This window comes from Pseudomonas sp. PAMC 26793, assembly GCF_000313235.1.
In the GTDB taxonomy this organism is placed as follows: Bacteria; Pseudomonadota; Gammaproteobacteria; order Pseudomonadales; family Pseudomonadaceae; genus Aquipseudomonas; species Aquipseudomonas yamanorum.
The window spans coordinates 110,149-125,497 of the sequence record NZ_AMXG01000026.1; the positions used below are offsets into that span (position 1 = coordinate 110,149).

The following is a 15,349-nucleotide window of genomic DNA, read 5'->3' on the forward strand; positions in this document are numbered from 1 at the left end:
GTCAGATCCCCAACTCTTGACGCTGGCGCTTCAAGTGCTCCGGCATCTCTTTATAAACGTCTTCGAACATGGTCGCGGCGCTTGGAATCTGGCCACCGGCCAGGGTGCCGTACTGTTCGGCTTCTTTCTGGGCCTTGATCACTTCGGCTTCAAGCTCCGCACTGACCGCCGCATGTTCCTCTTCGGACCACTGGTTGATGCGCATCAGGTGCTGCTTGAGGCGGGCAATCGGGTCGCCCAGCGGGAAGTGGCTCCAGTCGTCGGCGGGACGGTATTTGGACGGGTCATCGGAAGTGGAGTGCGGGCCGGCACGGTAGGTCACCCACTCGATCAGGGTTGGCCCCAGGTTGCGGCGGGCACGTTCGGCGGCCCAGGCGGAGGCGGCGTACACCGCGACAAAGTCGTTGCCGTCCACCCGCAGGGAGGCGATGCCGCAACCTACGCCGCGTCCGGCAAAGGTCGTGGCTTCACCGCCGGCGATGGCCTGGAAGGTGGAGATCGCCCACTGGTTGTTCACTACGTTAAGGATGACGGGCGCCCGGTACACGTGGGCGAAGGTGAGGGCGGTGTGGAAGTCGGATTCAGCGGTGGCGCCGTCGCCGATCCAGGCCGAGGCAATCTTGGTATCGCCCTTGATCGCCGAGGCCATGCCCCAGCCCACGCCCTGTACGAATTGGGTGGCGAGGTTGCCGGAAATCGTGAAGAAGCCGAAGTCTTTTACCGAGTACATGATCGGCAACTGGCGGCCCTTGAGCGGGTCGCGCTCGTTGGACAACAGTTGGCAGATCAGGTCCACCAGCGGCACTTCGCGGGCCATCAGGATGCTTTGCTGGCGGTAGGTCGGGAAGCACATGTCGTCGATGTTCAAGGCCAGGGCTTGGGCGCTGCCGATGGCTTCTTCGCCGAGGCTTTGCATGTAGAACGACATTTTTTTCTGACGCTGGGCGACCACCATGCGGTTGTCGAAGATCCGCGTCTTGAGCATGGCACGCATGCCCTTGCGCAGAATCTCCACCGGCACGCCTTCGGCCCACGGGCCGAGGGCCTGGCCCTGATCGTCGAGCACGCGAATCAGGCCCTTGGCCAGGTCGGCGGTGTCGGCGGGTTCTACGTCAATTGGGGGTTTGCGCACCGTGCCTGCGTCAGTCAGGCGCAGGTAGGTAAAGTCGGTCTTGCAGCCTGGGCGGCCTGAGGGTTCAGGGACGTGCAGGCGCAGTGGTTCATACTGCTGAGTCATGGCTTTCTACGCTCTATCTTGTGAATTTCTTGTAGTGGGCGCGGTAGCTGACAGTCCGTCTTCGGGTAGAAGAAATCTTGTCCTACAACAATCATAGGCTCGCGGCAGGAGAATATTTATCTCTGTTTCGTTGCGTTGCAGATCATTTGGGGATAAAAAAACTGCATAAACATAATAAACAGGTGGTTTTGTCTCATGCGCAAACTGGACCGTATCGATATCGGCATTCTGAACGCCCTTCAGGAGAACGCCCGCATCACCAACGCCGACCTGGCCCGCTCGGTCAACCTGTCGCCCACGCCGTGTTTCAACCGAGTGAAGGCGATGGAGGAACTAGGGCTGATTCGCGACCAGGTGACACTGCTGGACGCCGACCTGCTGGGGTTGCACGTCAACGTGTTCATCCACGTCAGCCTGGAAAAGCAGAACGAGCTGGCGTTGCAGCAATTTGAAGGGGCGATTTCGGATCGTCCCGAAGTGATGGAGTGCTACCTGATGGCTGGCGATCCCGACTATTTGATTCGGGTGCTGGTGCCGACCATCCAGTCTTTGGAGCGCTTCATGATGGATTTTTTGACCAAGGTGCCGGGTGTGGCGAATATCCGGTCGAGCTTCGCGCTCAAGCAAGTGCGCTACAAGACGGCGCTGCCGCTCCCGCCGGGTGGCTTGATGGTCTGACGCGAGGTCTACGGCGGCTGCCCGCGCCGTCTTTTAAGATTGAAGCCTGACAATATAAATTGGTGTTTTATCGGGGGGCTCCAAAGTACCTGCTAAGCTTTCTTTTTAAATAGCGGGACACGTCATGGACAGTCAGCAATTAATGTGCCGCGCGCTCTACGACTTTAATCTAACTCAGCTCTCCATAGTCGCTGCACTGGAGGATATGGCTGCGTTGATCGGAAAAGTAACTGACTTGTCGCCTGAGATCAGAGCTTCGTTAATGCGCCATCTGGAAACCGTGGGGAGGAATTGTGATCGGTCCTGTGATGCGATGTATTCGCTGATGAATGAAAAGGCCCAGGCCGATTGATTCCAGGTATCCCGCGGTGTTCGGGCGGGTGAGTTTGGTTTGTTAGCCAACTAACGTAAAACTTCGGATTTTATTTTGCTGGCCAATAATAAATGGCGATCACATATTTTTCACAGCCGACTAAACACATTAGTAGCCTTAAGCCTCCTAACTAATTTTCTAAAAAAGGTGAATCCCTATGTCGATGAGATCCTTGGGATTAAATCTTCGTACCACTCTTTGTTTTGCAGTAGTTTGCATTCTGCTGCTCATACAAGGGGGGATGACGCTGGTAAAAGTCGATACGGTCTATTCTTCCACGGTCGAGATTGAAGCCAATTGGCTTCCGAGCATCCGGATGGGTGGGAGGATCGATTCCGCCCTGTATAAGCTGCGCCTGGAGTTGCGGCGTTTTTCCGTAGACAGCGCCCGGCATGATCAAAGCTCACGGGATAAAGTCCAAAGCGTTCGATCAGAACTGAACCAGATTGCCGAGCGCTATGCACCCCTGGTGTCCAGCCCTGAGGAGCGGATCCTGTATGACCAGGTGCTCAGCGGTATTCGAAGTTACAACCAGAAGGTCGACGAGTTTCTGGCGCTCTCTGCCACGGCGTCGACCGAGCAGCTCGGAAATTATCTGCGTGATGTCCAAGGTCCGTTAGCCGTCAAGGTGCAGGACTCGGTCAATGAACTGATTACGTTAAACGAGCGTGGGGCCCAGGACGTTGTGAAAACCGCCGACAACGAGTACAAGGCGACTCGCCTGTTTACCTGGGGGTTGATGATCATTTCAGTGCTGTTGACGATCGTAGTGGCCAGCCTGTTTACCCGCAGCATCCTTACACCGGTCCGTGAGCTTCTCGTGTCGACCGCCATGATCGCCAAGGGCGACCTGCGCGTGGCGATTGCCGTTAATGGCAAGGATGAACTGACGGCGCTGCAGCAATCCACCGCTGCCATGCAAGTGAACCTGAAAACTACCTTGCAGCATATTTCCGAAGCCTCCGGGCAGTTGGCCTCGGCGGCGGAAGAAATGAGCTCGATCACCCGTGAGTCTACAGCGGGTATTGAACGCCAGAGTATGGAGACTGATCAGGCGGCGACGGCGGTCAATGAGATGACTGCCGCCGTTGAGGAGGTCGCCCGGAACGCTGTTTCAGCCTCTCAGTCCACTCAGGATTCCCAACGCTCCGCGAAAGTCGGCCAGGAGCGTGTCACTCAAACCATTGCCTCGATTGAAAAGTTGAGCGCCACGGTGCAGCAGACCGGGCTGGAGGTCGAAGGCTTGGCCAGGCAGGCGCAGGATATTGCGAAGGTAGTGGAGGTCATCCGCTCCATTGCCGAGCAAACCAATCTGCTCGCACTGAACGCGGCCATCGAAGCGGCAAGGGCCGGTGAGCAAGGGCGCGGCTTTGCGGTAGTGGCTGACGAAGTGAGAGCACTGGCCCATCGCACGCAAACGTCCACGCAGGAAATCGAGCAGATGATTGCGAAAATCCAGACCTGCTCCAGCGAGGCGGTGTCGTCCATGGCGCTGAACCGCAGCGAAGCGGTGGACTCCTTGAAAATCGCCCATGAAGCAGGCCTGGCCATTACCCAGATCACCGAGGCCATCTCCGATATCAATGAAAAAAACCTGCTGATTGCGACGGCGTCGGAGGAACAGGCACACGTGGCGCGCTCCGTGGACCAGAACCTGATCAGCATTCGTGACTTGTCCATCCAGAGTTCGTCGGCCGCAGGCCAGACTTCCATTGCCAGTCACGAGCTTTCCAAATTGGCGGTGGACCTCAAGCAGATCGTTTCAAAGTTTGCCGTTAACTGATCACCGCATGAGTCCGCAAGGGGGGAGGGCGTGTGTTGAAATGTATTGCTGCGCGGCAAGCGACCCTGGGCATGTACATCCACAAGCTTGAAGGCTCCTGGATCGACCATGACTTTTGGAAGAGTAACTTTCTGCTGCTAAGCACGGACGACTTGCAGCGGCTGCAGGCCTCGTCGGTCGAGGCGGTGTGGATAGACCTCGACAAGGGTTGCGATGTGAAACCTGCCGACCCGGCGCCAACGCTGTCGACGACGCAAACGCCAGCGAAGTTACGACGCCCCGCGGTTGAGCCGCAGGTGGACATGAAAAGTGAAGTGGCTCGCGCGGTAAAGGTTTGCGCCTTTGCCAAGCGCGCGATCATCGAGATGTTCAGCGATTTGCGTATGGGTCTGGCGATTGACCCTGCCCAGGTCACCCGGCTGGTGGAGGATATTTCCCTCTCGGTGCTGCGTCATCCCCAGGCGTTGGTCAGCCTGGCACGCTTGAAAAAAGCCGATGAATACACCTACATGCACTCGGTTGCCGTGTGCGGGTTAATGATCTCATTGGCGCGCCAGTTGGATTTGTCGCCGGCCCTTGTGCAGGAGGCGGGGATGGCCGGACTGTTCCACGATGTCGGAAAAATGGTGATTCCCGAATCGATCTTGAACAAGCCCTCAGCGTTGACCGACGCTGAGTTCAGTATCGTTCGCAACCATCCCGTCGATGGCGCGAACCTGTTACGCAACAGCGAGCACATCAGCGCGTTGGTGTTGGATGTGTGTTTGCATCACCACGAAAAATGTGACGGCAACGGCTATCCTCATGGGCTGGTCCAGGGCCAGATCAGCCTGTTCGCGCAGATGGGGGCGGTGTGTGATGTCTACGATGCGATAACGTCGCAGCGCTCCTACAAGCAGGCTTGGGGGCCGGCTGAGGCGATTCAGAAAATGGCGGAATGGAAAGGCCATTTTGATGGGCGAGTCTTCCAGGCGTTTGTCCGGTGCGTGGGGATTTACCCGGTAGGCGCATTGGTTCGCCTGGAAAGTGGGCGGATCGGGGTGGTGATCGATCAAAACCCCAAGTCCTTGCTGGCGCCGGTCGTCAAAGTGTTCTTTTCGGCGCGCTCGCGGCTGCCGATCATTCAGGCCGTGGTGAACCTGGCCGAACAGCACGACAAGATTGTCGGCCGCGAGACTGCTGAAGAGTGGGGATTCAAGGATATCGACGCGTTCTGGTCAGGCCTGGCGCACTCCAAGGCGTCTCATTTCGACTAGGTCGCCGTCAGAGCTGGTTCAACGGGATCTTCAGATACACCACGCCATTGTCCTCCGCCGGCGGCATCACCCCGGCCCGCACATTCACCTGGATCGCCGGCAGCAACAGCGTCGGCATGCCCAACCCGGCATCCCGAGTGGTGCGCATTTCGACAAACGCCGCCTCATCCACCCCGTCATGCACATGAATATTCCCCGCCCGTTGCTCAGCCACTGTGGTCAGGCACTTGGCGGCGCGTCCCTCAGGCGGGTAGTCATGGCACACGTACAACCGGGTCTGCGGCGGGAACGCCAACAACGTGCGCATCGACGCATACAGCTGGCGCGCATCGCCACCGGGAAAATCGCAGCGCGCCGTGCCCACATCCGGCATGAACAGCGTGTCACCCACCAGAATCAACTGGTCATCGATCAGGTACGCCATGTCCGCCGGTGTATGCCCCGGCACGTGCAGCGCCTGGGCCTTCAGGTTGCCGATGTGAAATACCTCATCCGGCGCAAACAGGTGGTCGAACTGCGACCCGTCCACCCGAAACTCCGGCTCCAGGTTGAACAGGTTCTTGAACACCCCCTGTACCTTGCTGATGGACTCGCCAATCGCGATCTTGCCCCCCAGCTGCCGACGCAAATACGGCGCCGCCGACAAGTGATCCGCATGGGCATGGGTTTCCAGCAACCACTGCACCTGCAAGCCATGCTCGCGCACAAACGCGACCACCTTGTCCGCCTGGCCAGTGCCGGTGCGTCCGGAGGCCGGGTCGTAATTGAGCACCGAATCAACGATGGCGCACGGGCCACCGTCCGTTTCATAGACGACGTAGGTGTAGGTCGACGACGCCTCGTCCAGAAAGGATTGAATCAACGCTGGCATGACGGTTGTCCCAAATAAGTAGTTACAATCACTTTACGTTTACACATAATGTTTTGAGCTTAAGTGACAGAGAGAGCCCCACGCAAATGGAATCGAACCTGAGTGAAGGCGAAGTCGCGCAATTGCGTGCTTCCGCGTCCAAGGCCTGCGCCTTGCTCAAGGCCCTGGCCAATGAAGACCGGCTGTTGATTCTCTGCCAGTTGACCCAGGGTGAACGCAACGTCGGCGAGCTGGAAACCATGACCGGCGTGCGCCAGCCAACCCTGTCGCAACAGCTGGGCATCCTGCGGGACGAAGGGCTGGTGGCCACCCGTCGGGAAGGCAAATACATTTTCTACGGGCTGGCCAGCCATGAAGTGATTCAAGTGATGAAGACGCTGTCCGGGCTGTATTGCGGCGCCGTGATAAAAAGCTGGGCGTGACGCCGTACGGCAACGACCCTTGTGTGCACTTTTAAAAGAAAGGCCATAGACCATGAACGACCAACACTGGGGACCTACCATCAGTGGCGATATCGTTGTCATCGGTGGCGGCTCGGCAGGCATCGGCCTGCTGGCCAGCCTGCTCAAGCGCGACCCGCACCTGAATATCATCCTGATCGAACCCCGCGACCACCACTACTACCAACCGGCCTGGACCCTGGTGGGCGGCGGCGCCTATGACATCAAGAAGACCGTACGCCCCATGGCCGACGTGCTGCCCAACGGCGTCACCTGGATCCAGGCGGCCGTCAGCGAATTACTGCCTGACGAGCAAACCCTGGTGCTCGACAGCGGCCAGCGCGTTACCTGGAAAAACCTGATCGTATGCCCGGGCCTGCGCCTGGCCTGGGAAAAAATCGAAGGCTTGCCAGAGACCCTTGGCCAGCATGGCGTTACGTCCAACTACAGCTACGAGCACGCCGCCTACACCTGGCAGCTGGTGCAGCAACTCAAGCATGGCAAGGCGATCTTTACCCAGCCGGCCATGCCGATCAAATGCGCCGGCGCCCCGCAAAAGGCCATGTACCTGTCGTGCGATCACTGGCTCAAGCAGGGTGACCTGAAAAACATCAAGGTCGAATTCAACCTGGCCGGTGCCGCCTTGTTTGGCGTGGCGACCTTCGTCCCGCCACTGATGAAGTACGTTGAAAAGTACGCCGCGCAACTGGCGTTCAACTCCAACCTGATCAAGGTCGACGGCCCCGCGCGCAAGGCCTGGTTCGAGATCAAGGACGCCGAAGGCAATGTGCGCGTCGAAGAGAAAACCTTCGACCTGCTGCACGTCGTCCCGCCGCAGGTCTCCCCGGACTTCATCCGCCAAAGCTCTTTGGCCGACGCCGCCGGCTGGTGCGAAGTCAATCCCCAGAGCCTGCAACACCTGCGCTACCCGCACATCTTCGGCCTGGGCGATGTGTGCTCCACCACCAACGCCAAGACCGCAGCGGCCGTGCGCAAGCAGATCGTGGTGGTGGCGGAAAACCTGCTGGCCCTGCGCAAACAGGCGCCATTGCCCCTCAAGTACGACGGCTATGGCTCCTGCCCGCTGACCGTGGAGAAGGGCAAGGTGGTACTGGCCGAGTTCGGCTATGGCGGCAAGCTGCTGCCGACCTTTCCCCTCGACCCGACCGTGGCGCGGCGTTCGGCGTGGTTCCTCAAGGCGAGCTTCCTGCCGTGGTTCTACTGGAACGGCATGCTCAAGGGCCGCGAGTGGCTGACCCGTCTGGCCAAGGTGGATTGAGGCAACCCTATGCTGCTGGCAAGTTTTCTGGGCGTGTTGATGGGGTTGGTCATGGGCCTGACCGGCGCCGGGGGCGGCATTCTGGGCGTCCCGGCGTTGGTATTGGGATTGGGTTTGACCATGACCCAGGCCGCACCCGTGTCGTTGTTCGCGGTGGGTGCCGCCGCCGCCGTGGGGGCTATCGATGGCTTGCGCCATGGCCTGGTGCGTTACCGCGCGGCGCTGCTGATTGCGCTGCTTGGCGCGCTGTTTTCGCCGCTGGGGGTATTCTTCGCCCACCAGATGTCGGAGAACGTCCTGATGGGCCTGTTCAGCGCGCTGATGGTGCTGGTGGCTTGGCGCATGCTGCAACGGGAGAAGCTTGAGACCGGGCCGAGCGACCACGGCACCGCGTCGTGGGGCCAGAAGAACTGCATGCTCGATCAACAGACCGGACGCTTTTCCTGGACCGCCAAATGCACCGCCACCCTGGCGGCCCTGGGGGCAGTGACCGGTGCGGTCTCGGGCTTGCTCGGGGTGGGCGGTGGCTTTCTGATCGTGCCGGCGTTCAAGCAACTGACCGATGTACAGATGCGCGGCATCGTCGCCACCTCGCTGATGGTGATCAGCCTGATCTCGTTGATCGGCGTGGTCGGTGCGTTTCATGCCGGGGTCAGTATCGAGCCGATGGGCTGGGTGTTTATCGGTTCGAGCATTGTCGGCATGCTGGCGGGGCGGCGCCTGTGCTCGGTGATCAAGGCGCGCACCTTGCAGGTGGGTTTTGCCACCCTGTGTGTGCTGGTGGCGGCGGGCATGCTGTTTCGGGCCCTCATTCAGGTGCCTTGAAATGCGGGCTACCTCCCGCTCCTGCGGGTATTGCGGTATCAGCGCCGCAGGTAGGCGCCGAAGTCGATGTCCCCGGCACTGAGAATCGCCTGCACCCGATTGTGCACATTCAATTTGCGCAGGATCGCCGAGACATGGGCCTTCACCGTGGTCTCGGCAATCTCCAGGCTATAGGCAATTTGCTTGTTCGAGTCGCCCTTGGTCATCCGCTCCAGCACCAGCAATTGCTTGCGGGTCAGGGCTTGCAGCAGCTCCGGCGCAAGCCCCAGGCACTCATTCATGCGCCGTTGTCCGCCGATTTTCTGGCTGCGAATAATGTCCGGCGGTAAATACACATTGCCGTTGAGAATCTGTTGGATCGCCTCGGTCATCTGCAGCCTGGGCGAGGACTTGGTGATAAACCCCACCGCGCCATAGGTGATGGCTTGCAGCACGACCTGCTTGTCCTGCTCGGCAGACACGATCACCACCGGAATCGTCGGCGACTCGTTGCGCAGGTTGATCAGGCCATTGAGGCCGTGCATGCCCGGCATGTTCAGGTCCAGCAGGATCAGATCCAGGTCGTCGTGCTCCTGGCTCAGGGCCAGGGCGCTGTCCAGGTCGCCGGTTTCCATCACTTCGCTGCCCGGGAACCCGTCGCTGATGACGCTGTGGATCGCTTCGCGAAACAGTGGGTGGTCGTCGGCAATCAGAATTTTGTACATGGACGTTCACCTTATTATTTTTGCGTATTCAAGCAGGTCCAATCCATACGCGCATGGGCCCATTACATGCCAGTCTCGATCCCTTGGGAATGCGACGATAGAGAGGGGAATCAGTACCAAAGTAGTAGATCGTGCCGTGCGTCGCGGTTCCAGGGCTACCCATTGGTCTGATTGCATTCAGTGCCGGATGGGTTAGTGTGGAGCGCATCTTCCAGAATAATAAAAACAGGCTTACCAATGAGCCCGAACCTGAGTCTCCTGCGTAAATTCGTTTCCCCTGAAATCATCTTTGGCGCCGGCTGCCGGCACAACGTAGGCAACTACGCCAAGACCTTTGGCGCGCGCAAGGTGCTGGTGGTCAGCGATCCCGGCGTGGTTGCTGTGGGCTGGGTGGCCGATGTCGAGGCCAGCCTGCAAGCCATCGGCATCGACTACTGCCTGTACACCGCCGTTTCGCCCAACCCTCGGGTTGAAGAGGTGATGCTCGGCGCCGAGGTCTACCGTGAAAACCATTGCGACGTGATCGTCGCCGTCGGCGGCGGCAGCCCGATGGACTGCGGCAAGGCCATCGGCATCGTGGTCGCCCATGGCTGCAGCATCCTCGACTTCGAAGGCGTCGACACCATCCGCGTGCCGAGCCCGCCGCTGATCCTGATCCCGACCACGGCTGGCTCCTCGGCGGATGTCTCACAGTTCGTGATCATTTCCAACCAGCAGGAGCGCATGAAGTTCTCCATCGTCAGCAAGGCGGTGGTGCCCGATGTCTCACTGATCGACCCGGAAACCACGGCGAGCATGGACCCGTTTCTCTCGGCCTGTACCGGCATCGATGCGTTGGTGCATGCCATCGAGGCCTTCGTGTCCACCGGCCACGGCCCGTTGACCGATCCCCACGCGCTGGAGGCCATGCGTCTGATCAATGGCAACCTGGTGCAGATGATCGCCAACCCCGGCGACATCGCCCTGCGGGAGAAAATCATGCTGGGCAGCATGCAGGCCGGGCTGGCGTTTTCCAACGCGATCCTCGGCGCGGTGCATGCCATGTCCCACAGCCTTGGCGGCTTTCTCGACCTGCCCCATGGCCTGTGCAACGCGGTGCTGGTGGAACATGTGGTGGCGTTCAACTACAGCGCGGCGCCGGAGCGTTTCAAGGTGATTGCCGAGACCTTCGGCATTGATTGCCGGGGCCTCAACCACCGGCAAATCTGCGGCCGGCTGGTGGACCATTTGATCGCTTTGAAGCATGCGATCGGCTTCCACGAAACCCTCGGCCTGCATGGGATTCGAGTGGCGGATATTCCCTTTCTGTCGCAGCACGCCATGCACGACCCGTGCATCCTCACCAACCCGCGTGAATCCAGCCAGCGTGATGTCGAGGTCGTCTATGGCGAAGCTCTCTGACGATCAGCAACGGGCACTCGCCGGGCTGCTGGGGCTGGGCAACCACTCGGCGCGCAAGAGCCATTACCCCGAACTGACCGCGCGCCTCGACGAGCTGGAAGCCGAGCGCAAACGCTACATCCGCCTCAACGACGAATTGGAGCAGCGGGTCGCGGCGCGTACTGACGAGTTGCTGGAAGCCAACCGCAACCTGCAACAGCAAATCGCCCAGCGCGAGAAGATCGAACAGGACCTGCGCGATGCCCGGGATGCCGCCCAGGCCGCCAACCGCAGCAAGGACAAATACCTTGCCGCCGCCAGTCATGACCTGCTGCAACCCCTCAACGCCGCGCGGTTGCTGATTTCAACCCTGCGCGAGCGCCACTTGCCCAGCGTCGAACACGTGTTGGTGGAGCGCACCCACCAGGCCTTGGAGGGCGCCGAGGATTTGCTCACCGACCTGCTGGACATTTCCCGGCTCGATCAAGCGGCGGTCAAGCCGGACATAGCCCTGTACCGTCTCGACGAACTGTTCGCACCCTTGGTCTCGGAGTTCCAGTCGGTGGCCGCGGCGTCCGGGCTGAACCTGCGGGCGCATACAGGTCGTTACGCAATCAACACCGACCTGCGGCTGGTGACGCGGATTCTGCGCAACTTCCTCAGCAACGCCTGCCGTTACACCAGCGCGGGCACCATCCTGCTGGGCGCCCGCCGCCGGGGTGAGCGGTTGCGCCTGGAGGTGTGGGACACCGGGCGCGGAATTGCGGCGGACCGTCTGGACGCCATCTTCCTGGAGTTCAATCAACTGGACGTGGGTCGCGCCGCCGACCGCAAGGGAGTGGGACTGGGGTTGGCGATTGTCGAGCGTATCGCCGAGGTCCTCGGTTATCCGGTGGCGGTGCGTTCGTGGCCGGGGCGCGGTTCGATGTTCAGCATCGAAGTCCCCATCAGCGAGGACATGCCGCTGCCCATCGGCGTGGTGGCCGCGCAACCGAGCACCGGCAACCCGCTGCCGGGGTGCCGCCTGCTGGTGCTGGATAACGAAGTCAGCATCCTCGACAGCATGAGCGCGCTGCTTGGGCAGTGGGGTTGCGAGGTGGTCACTGCGACCGATCAGGCCGGCGCACTGCTTGCGTTGCAGGGCAGGGCACCGGAGCTGATTCTCGCCGACTATCACCTGGACCATGGCGTGGTGGGCAGTGAGGTTGTGCACCAGTTGCGCGAGCATTTTGGCCGCAGGATCCCGGCAGTGATTATCACCGCCGACCGCACCGACCAATGCCGCCGTGCCTTGCAGCGGCTGGACGCGCCATTGCTCAACAAACCGGTCAAGCCCGGCAAGTTGCGGGCGGTGTTGACCCAGTTATTGGCCTAGCCACTTGATACCCGTCAACACCGGGCGTGACGCTTTGCCTCATGCTGTCGGCCTGATTTAAAGGCCGACGGAGAACCCCATGAGTGCCCCCGCAACAACTGTTGCTTCATTCAAGTTGCCCTTGGGCCTGGTGGTCGGCGTGCTGGTGATGGTCAGCGTGCTGCTGTTGCCGTTGCCGGCCGACTTGCCGGTGGCCGGGCACCGGATGCTGGCGATCCTCGCGTTTGCGGTGGTGGTGTGGATCACCGAAGCGGTCTCTTATGAGGCCAGCGCGATCATGATCACCTCATTGATGGCTTTTTTGCTCGGCACTGCGCCGTCGCTGCAAGACCCGACGCACCTGATCGGTTCCAGCCCGGCCATCAGCATGGCGTTGACGGGGTTTTCCAACCCGGCATTGGCGTTGGTGGCGGGTGCACTGTTTATCGCGGCAGCCATGACCCATACCGGACTGGACCGGCGCATTGCGTTGGTCACCCTGACCCGCGTGGGTACCAGCACCCGGGGGATTCTCGTCGGGGCAATTGCCGTGACCATCCTCCTGAGCCTGGTGGTGCCCAGCGCGACGGCTCGCAGCGCGTGTGTGGTGCCCATCATGATGGGAGTGATTGCGGCGTTTGGGGTGGATAAGCGTTCGAATATCGCAGTTGGAATCATGATCGTCGTGGCCCAGGGCACGAGCATCTGGAACGTTGGCATTCAGACGGCGGCGGCGCAGAACCTGCTGACGGTTGGCTTTATGGACAAGATGCTGGGGCAGCGGGTGTCGTGGATCGACTGGTTGATCGCCGGGGCACCGTGGGCGGTGATCATGTCGGCGGTGTTGTTGTTTTTGGTGTTGAAGTTGCTGCCGCCGGAGAGTGACAGCATTCCCGGGGGCAAGGAGGCAGTGGCGCAATCGCTGGTGGATATCGGGCCGATGACGGGGCCGCAGAAGCGCTTGCTGACGGTGTCGGTATTGCTGTTGCTGGCGTGGGCCACCGAGGGACGACTGCACAGCTTTGACACGACTTCGACGACGTATGCCGGGTTGGTATTTTTGCTGATGCCGGGGATTGGGGTGATGACCTGGAAGGATGTGCAGTCGCGGATTCCGTGGGGCACGGTGATTGTGTTCGGGGTGGGTATCAGCCTGGGTACGGCGTTGCTGACGACCCAGGCGGGGCAGTGGTTGGGGTCGCAGGTGGTGGCGCATACCGGGTTGGATCAGGTGGGGCCGCTGGGGGTGTTTGCGATTCTGGGGGCGTTTTTGATCGTGATTCATTTGGGGTTTGCCAGTGCCACGGCGTTGACCTCGGCGTTGTTACCGATTTTGATTGCGGTGTTGCAGACATTGCCCGGGGAGTTCAGTCGGCTGGGGATGACGATGCTCCTGGGGTTTGTGATGAGCTACGGGTTTATCCTGCCCATCAATGCGCCACAGAATATGGTGTGTTTGGGGACCGGCACGTTTACCGCGCGGCAGTTTGCCAAGGTCGGGATTTTGGTGACGCTGATTGGGTATGGGTTGATGTTGGTGTTTGCGGCTACGTATTGGAGTTGGTTGGGGTGGGTTTGAAGTGATTGCTGTAGGTGCTGATTAACTCGCTTGTAGCCCTTTTCTGAAAATCAATTTCCATCACCTGATTTTCTGCCGGTTAAGTCATTCCCGATTTTATATTTCGAGCTCTTCTTTTGGAGCAGGAATCAGGGAATGGCGACGGCTTACATCAACCAACGGCTGATTGACTACGACAGCTTGAAACGAAGGGTTCTAAACGGCGCTTCGCCGATTGCGCAGAGCAAATTCGATGCCCTCAATGCCCATCTACCCGGTCCGTTTGTGAGGCCGGGGTATATGGTTATTGTGCCCGGTAACACCCTCAATGAAAGCACCGCCGACGAGGCCTGGCTAATGAGCCAGGCCGAAGCCATCAGTCGGGTGCTGGACCGCGATCCGGAGGCGGGAGAGGTGGTGGTCAATGACTATGATTTGTTGCAGAGCGTGCTGGGCTACAGCTCCTTGGGAATTGGCAGCGCAACCTCTGCCTGGAGTACGCACTTGAATGAGGTCACACGGACCCTGGATGAAATCGAGCAGGCGTATGGCCGTTTGAAGAAGGGCATCGTGGACAGAGAGGGGTTTTTCAAACAGCGTGGAGTACTGCTGAAAAAACTTAACGTTCAACTTCACGGGGCGGCAAGGTTTGGCACGGGATTGCGCAGTCACGGTTCGTTGAGACGGATTCTAGGCATATCCACCAAGAGCTTTTTGCACAAGAGGGAAATCAAGGGGTACGCGCAGCGCATCGAACGGATTACCGCTATTTCCCGGCATTTGCGCAAGGGAACGTATATCGGATTGATGTTGGATGTGAGTGCCGCGGGTTTGCAGGTGAAAGAGGCGTGCACTTCGGGAAGGGAGGATGAGTGTCGCAAGGCGCAGTTTGTTGAGGCCGGGAAGTTGATTGGGGGCGTCTCAGGAGCGGCGTCTTTTGGTGCGGTCGGGGCACGTGCCGCGAGTGTCGCCTGCAACGTTGTGTTGGGTTTTGCTACAAAGGGGAAAGAAAAACTCATTTGCTCGGTGATTGGTGGGGCGGCAGGTGGATACGCGGGCGGAACTGTCTTGGGCGGGTATGGTGCTGAGTGGGGCGAGGCTCTGTATGTAGGTGATGATCCATGGATATAGCGATGTATAAACTTATTACCTCCACGTTGGTTCTTGAGTCTGTCGCCGTCGCGAGCCTGATGACTTATGCGAATTACATGAAGCTCGATGAGTTGGAACGTTACTTCATTAAAAACGAAGCCGTTCAGCAGAATAAGCGCTATTGGCCTGGAAAAATGCCCTACGACAAAATGATGCGGATGGTCTTGATTTCAAACCTGTTGACGATGCCGAGGAGATACATAAGAGACGGCGAAATAACAGAGGAAGAATATAACTCCATCCCGCGTAGCCTCAAACGCTGGGCCACATGGCCAGGTTATTTGGGCCTTCAATTGGTAGTGTGTGCAGGCCTGTGGTACTTCCTGAAACCTTAGGCCTATGTTCTAACGGCGCATCATTCAGCGCCGTTTTGCCATCCCGACATGGCAAGATGAACGTTGCTCAGGTTTACTAGTCCCTGAGTAAGCGTTTTGCCGACCTTGCACGTCGGTTCATCAA

At 59.4% G+C, this 15,349-nt stretch carries 15 protein-coding genes; 12 read left to right on the top strand and 3 right to left on the bottom strand.

The window, feature by feature from the left end; translation table 11 throughout:
- Position 1: 1 nt before the first annotated feature.
- Positions 2-1,237 (bottom strand): 3-methyl-2-oxobutanoate dehydrogenase (2-methylpropanoyl-transferring) subunit alpha, encoded by a 1,236-nt coding sequence (locus D109_RS0110790; protein ID WP_017476897.1) that lies wholly within the window; start codon positions 1,235-1,237, stop codon positions 2-4.
- Between the two features lie 195 nt (positions 1,238-1,432).
- On the opposite strand from D109_RS0110790, the gene D109_RS0110795 reads away from it, so the two are divergent.
- From D109_RS0110795 to D109_RS0110810, 4 genes are all read left to right on the top strand, one after another.
- Complete coding sequence (locus D109_RS0110795; RefSeq protein WP_017476898.1) at positions 1,433-1,915, top strand: Lrp/AsnC family transcriptional regulator; 483 nt, start codon at positions 1,433-1,435, stop codon at positions 1,913-1,915.
- 124 nt (positions 1,916-2,039) lie between these two features.
- Positions 2,040-2,267 (top strand): hypothetical protein, encoded by a 228-nt coding sequence (locus tag D109_RS0110800; RefSeq protein ID WP_017476899.1) that lies wholly within the window; start codon positions 2,040-2,042, stop codon positions 2,265-2,267.
- 178 nt (positions 2,268-2,445) lie between these two features.
- Complete coding sequence (locus tag D109_RS0110805) at positions 2,446-4,071, top strand: methyl-accepting chemotaxis protein (RefSeq protein WP_032868446.1); 1,626 nt, start codon at positions 2,446-2,448, stop codon at positions 4,069-4,071.
- A 32-nt stretch (positions 4,072-4,103) separates the two neighbouring features.
- Positions 4,104-5,327 carry an HD-GYP domain-containing protein gene (locus D109_RS0110810; RefSeq protein WP_017476901.1) on the top strand — a complete coding sequence of 408 codons (1,224 nt, stop codon included), beginning with the start codon at positions 4,104-4,106 and terminating at the stop codon, positions 5,325-5,327.
- Between the two features lie 7 nt (positions 5,328-5,334).
- On the opposite strand, the gene D109_RS0110815 is transcribed toward D109_RS0110810, so the two are convergent.
- On the bottom strand, positions 5,335-6,198 hold the full coding sequence (locus D109_RS0110815; RefSeq protein ID WP_017476902.1) for an MBL fold metallo-hydrolase: 864 nt from the start codon (positions 6,196-6,198) through the stop codon (positions 5,335-5,337).
- Between the two features lie 86 nt (positions 6,199-6,284).
- On the opposite strand from D109_RS0110815, the gene D109_RS0110820 reads away from it, so the two are divergent.
- From D109_RS0110820 to D109_RS0110830, 3 genes are read left to right on the top strand one after another with little or no spacing between them, the layout of a single operon-like run.
- The gene (locus D109_RS0110820; RefSeq protein ID WP_010166774.1) at positions 6,285-6,620 is read left to right on the top strand and encodes a helix-turn-helix transcriptional regulator; all 336 of its coding nucleotides are present in this window, start codon (positions 6,285-6,287) and stop codon (positions 6,618-6,620) included.
- A gap of 52 nt (positions 6,621-6,672) precedes the next feature.
- Positions 6,673-7,917, top strand: a complete 1,245-nt coding sequence (locus D109_RS0110825) for an FAD/NAD(P)-binding oxidoreductase (RefSeq protein ID WP_017476903.1) — start codon at positions 6,673-6,675, stop codon at positions 7,915-7,917.
- A 9-nt stretch (positions 7,918-7,926) separates the two neighbouring features.
- On the top strand, positions 7,927-8,742 hold the full coding sequence (locus D109_RS0110830; protein ID WP_017476904.1) for a sulfite exporter TauE/SafE family protein: 816 nt from the start codon (positions 7,927-7,929) through the stop codon (positions 8,740-8,742).
- 38 nt (positions 8,743-8,780) lie between these two features.
- On the opposite strand, the gene D109_RS0110835 is transcribed toward D109_RS0110830, so the two are convergent.
- The gene (locus D109_RS0110835; protein ID WP_017476905.1) at positions 8,781-9,446 is read right to left on the bottom strand and encodes a response regulator transcription factor; all 666 of its coding nucleotides are present in this window, start codon (positions 9,444-9,446) and stop codon (positions 8,781-8,783) included.
- Between the two features lie 237 nt (positions 9,447-9,683).
- Between D109_RS0110835 and ercA the strand changes: the two genes are divergently transcribed.
- The 5 genes from ercA to D109_RS0110860 all read left to right on the top strand — a co-directional run bounded on the left by ercA (position 9,684) and on the right by D109_RS0110860 (position 15,225).
- Positions 9,684-10,847 carry an alcohol dehydrogenase-like regulatory protein ErcA gene (gene ercA / locus D109_RS0110840; protein ID WP_003207798.1) on the top strand — a complete coding sequence of 388 codons (1,164 nt, stop codon included), beginning with the start codon at positions 9,684-9,686 and terminating at the stop codon, positions 10,845-10,847.
- Positions 10,831-12,201, top strand: coding sequence for a hybrid sensor histidine kinase/response regulator (locus tag D109_RS0110845; protein ID WP_017476906.1), 1,371 nt, complete (start codon positions 10,831-10,833; stop codon positions 12,199-12,201). Before ercA ends, D109_RS0110845 begins: the two co-directional genes overlap by 17 nt.
- 79 nt (positions 12,202-12,280) lie before the next feature.
- Positions 12,281-13,759: a DASS family sodium-coupled anion symporter gene (locus tag D109_RS0110850; RefSeq protein WP_017476907.1), complete on the top strand. Its 1,479-nt coding sequence runs from the start codon at positions 12,281-12,283 to the stop codon at positions 13,757-13,759.
- A gap of 135 nt (positions 13,760-13,894) precedes the next feature.
- Positions 13,895-14,869, top strand: a complete 975-nt coding sequence (locus D109_RS0110855) for a hypothetical protein (protein WP_017476908.1) — start codon at positions 13,895-13,897, stop codon at positions 14,867-14,869.
- A 2-nt stretch (positions 14,870-14,871) separates the two neighbouring features.
- A complete protein-coding gene (locus tag D109_RS0110860; protein WP_017476909.1) occupies positions 14,872-15,225 on the top strand; it encodes a hypothetical protein in 354 nt (117 codons plus the stop codon).
- The last annotated feature ends 124 nt before the right edge of the window (positions 15,226-15,349 follow it).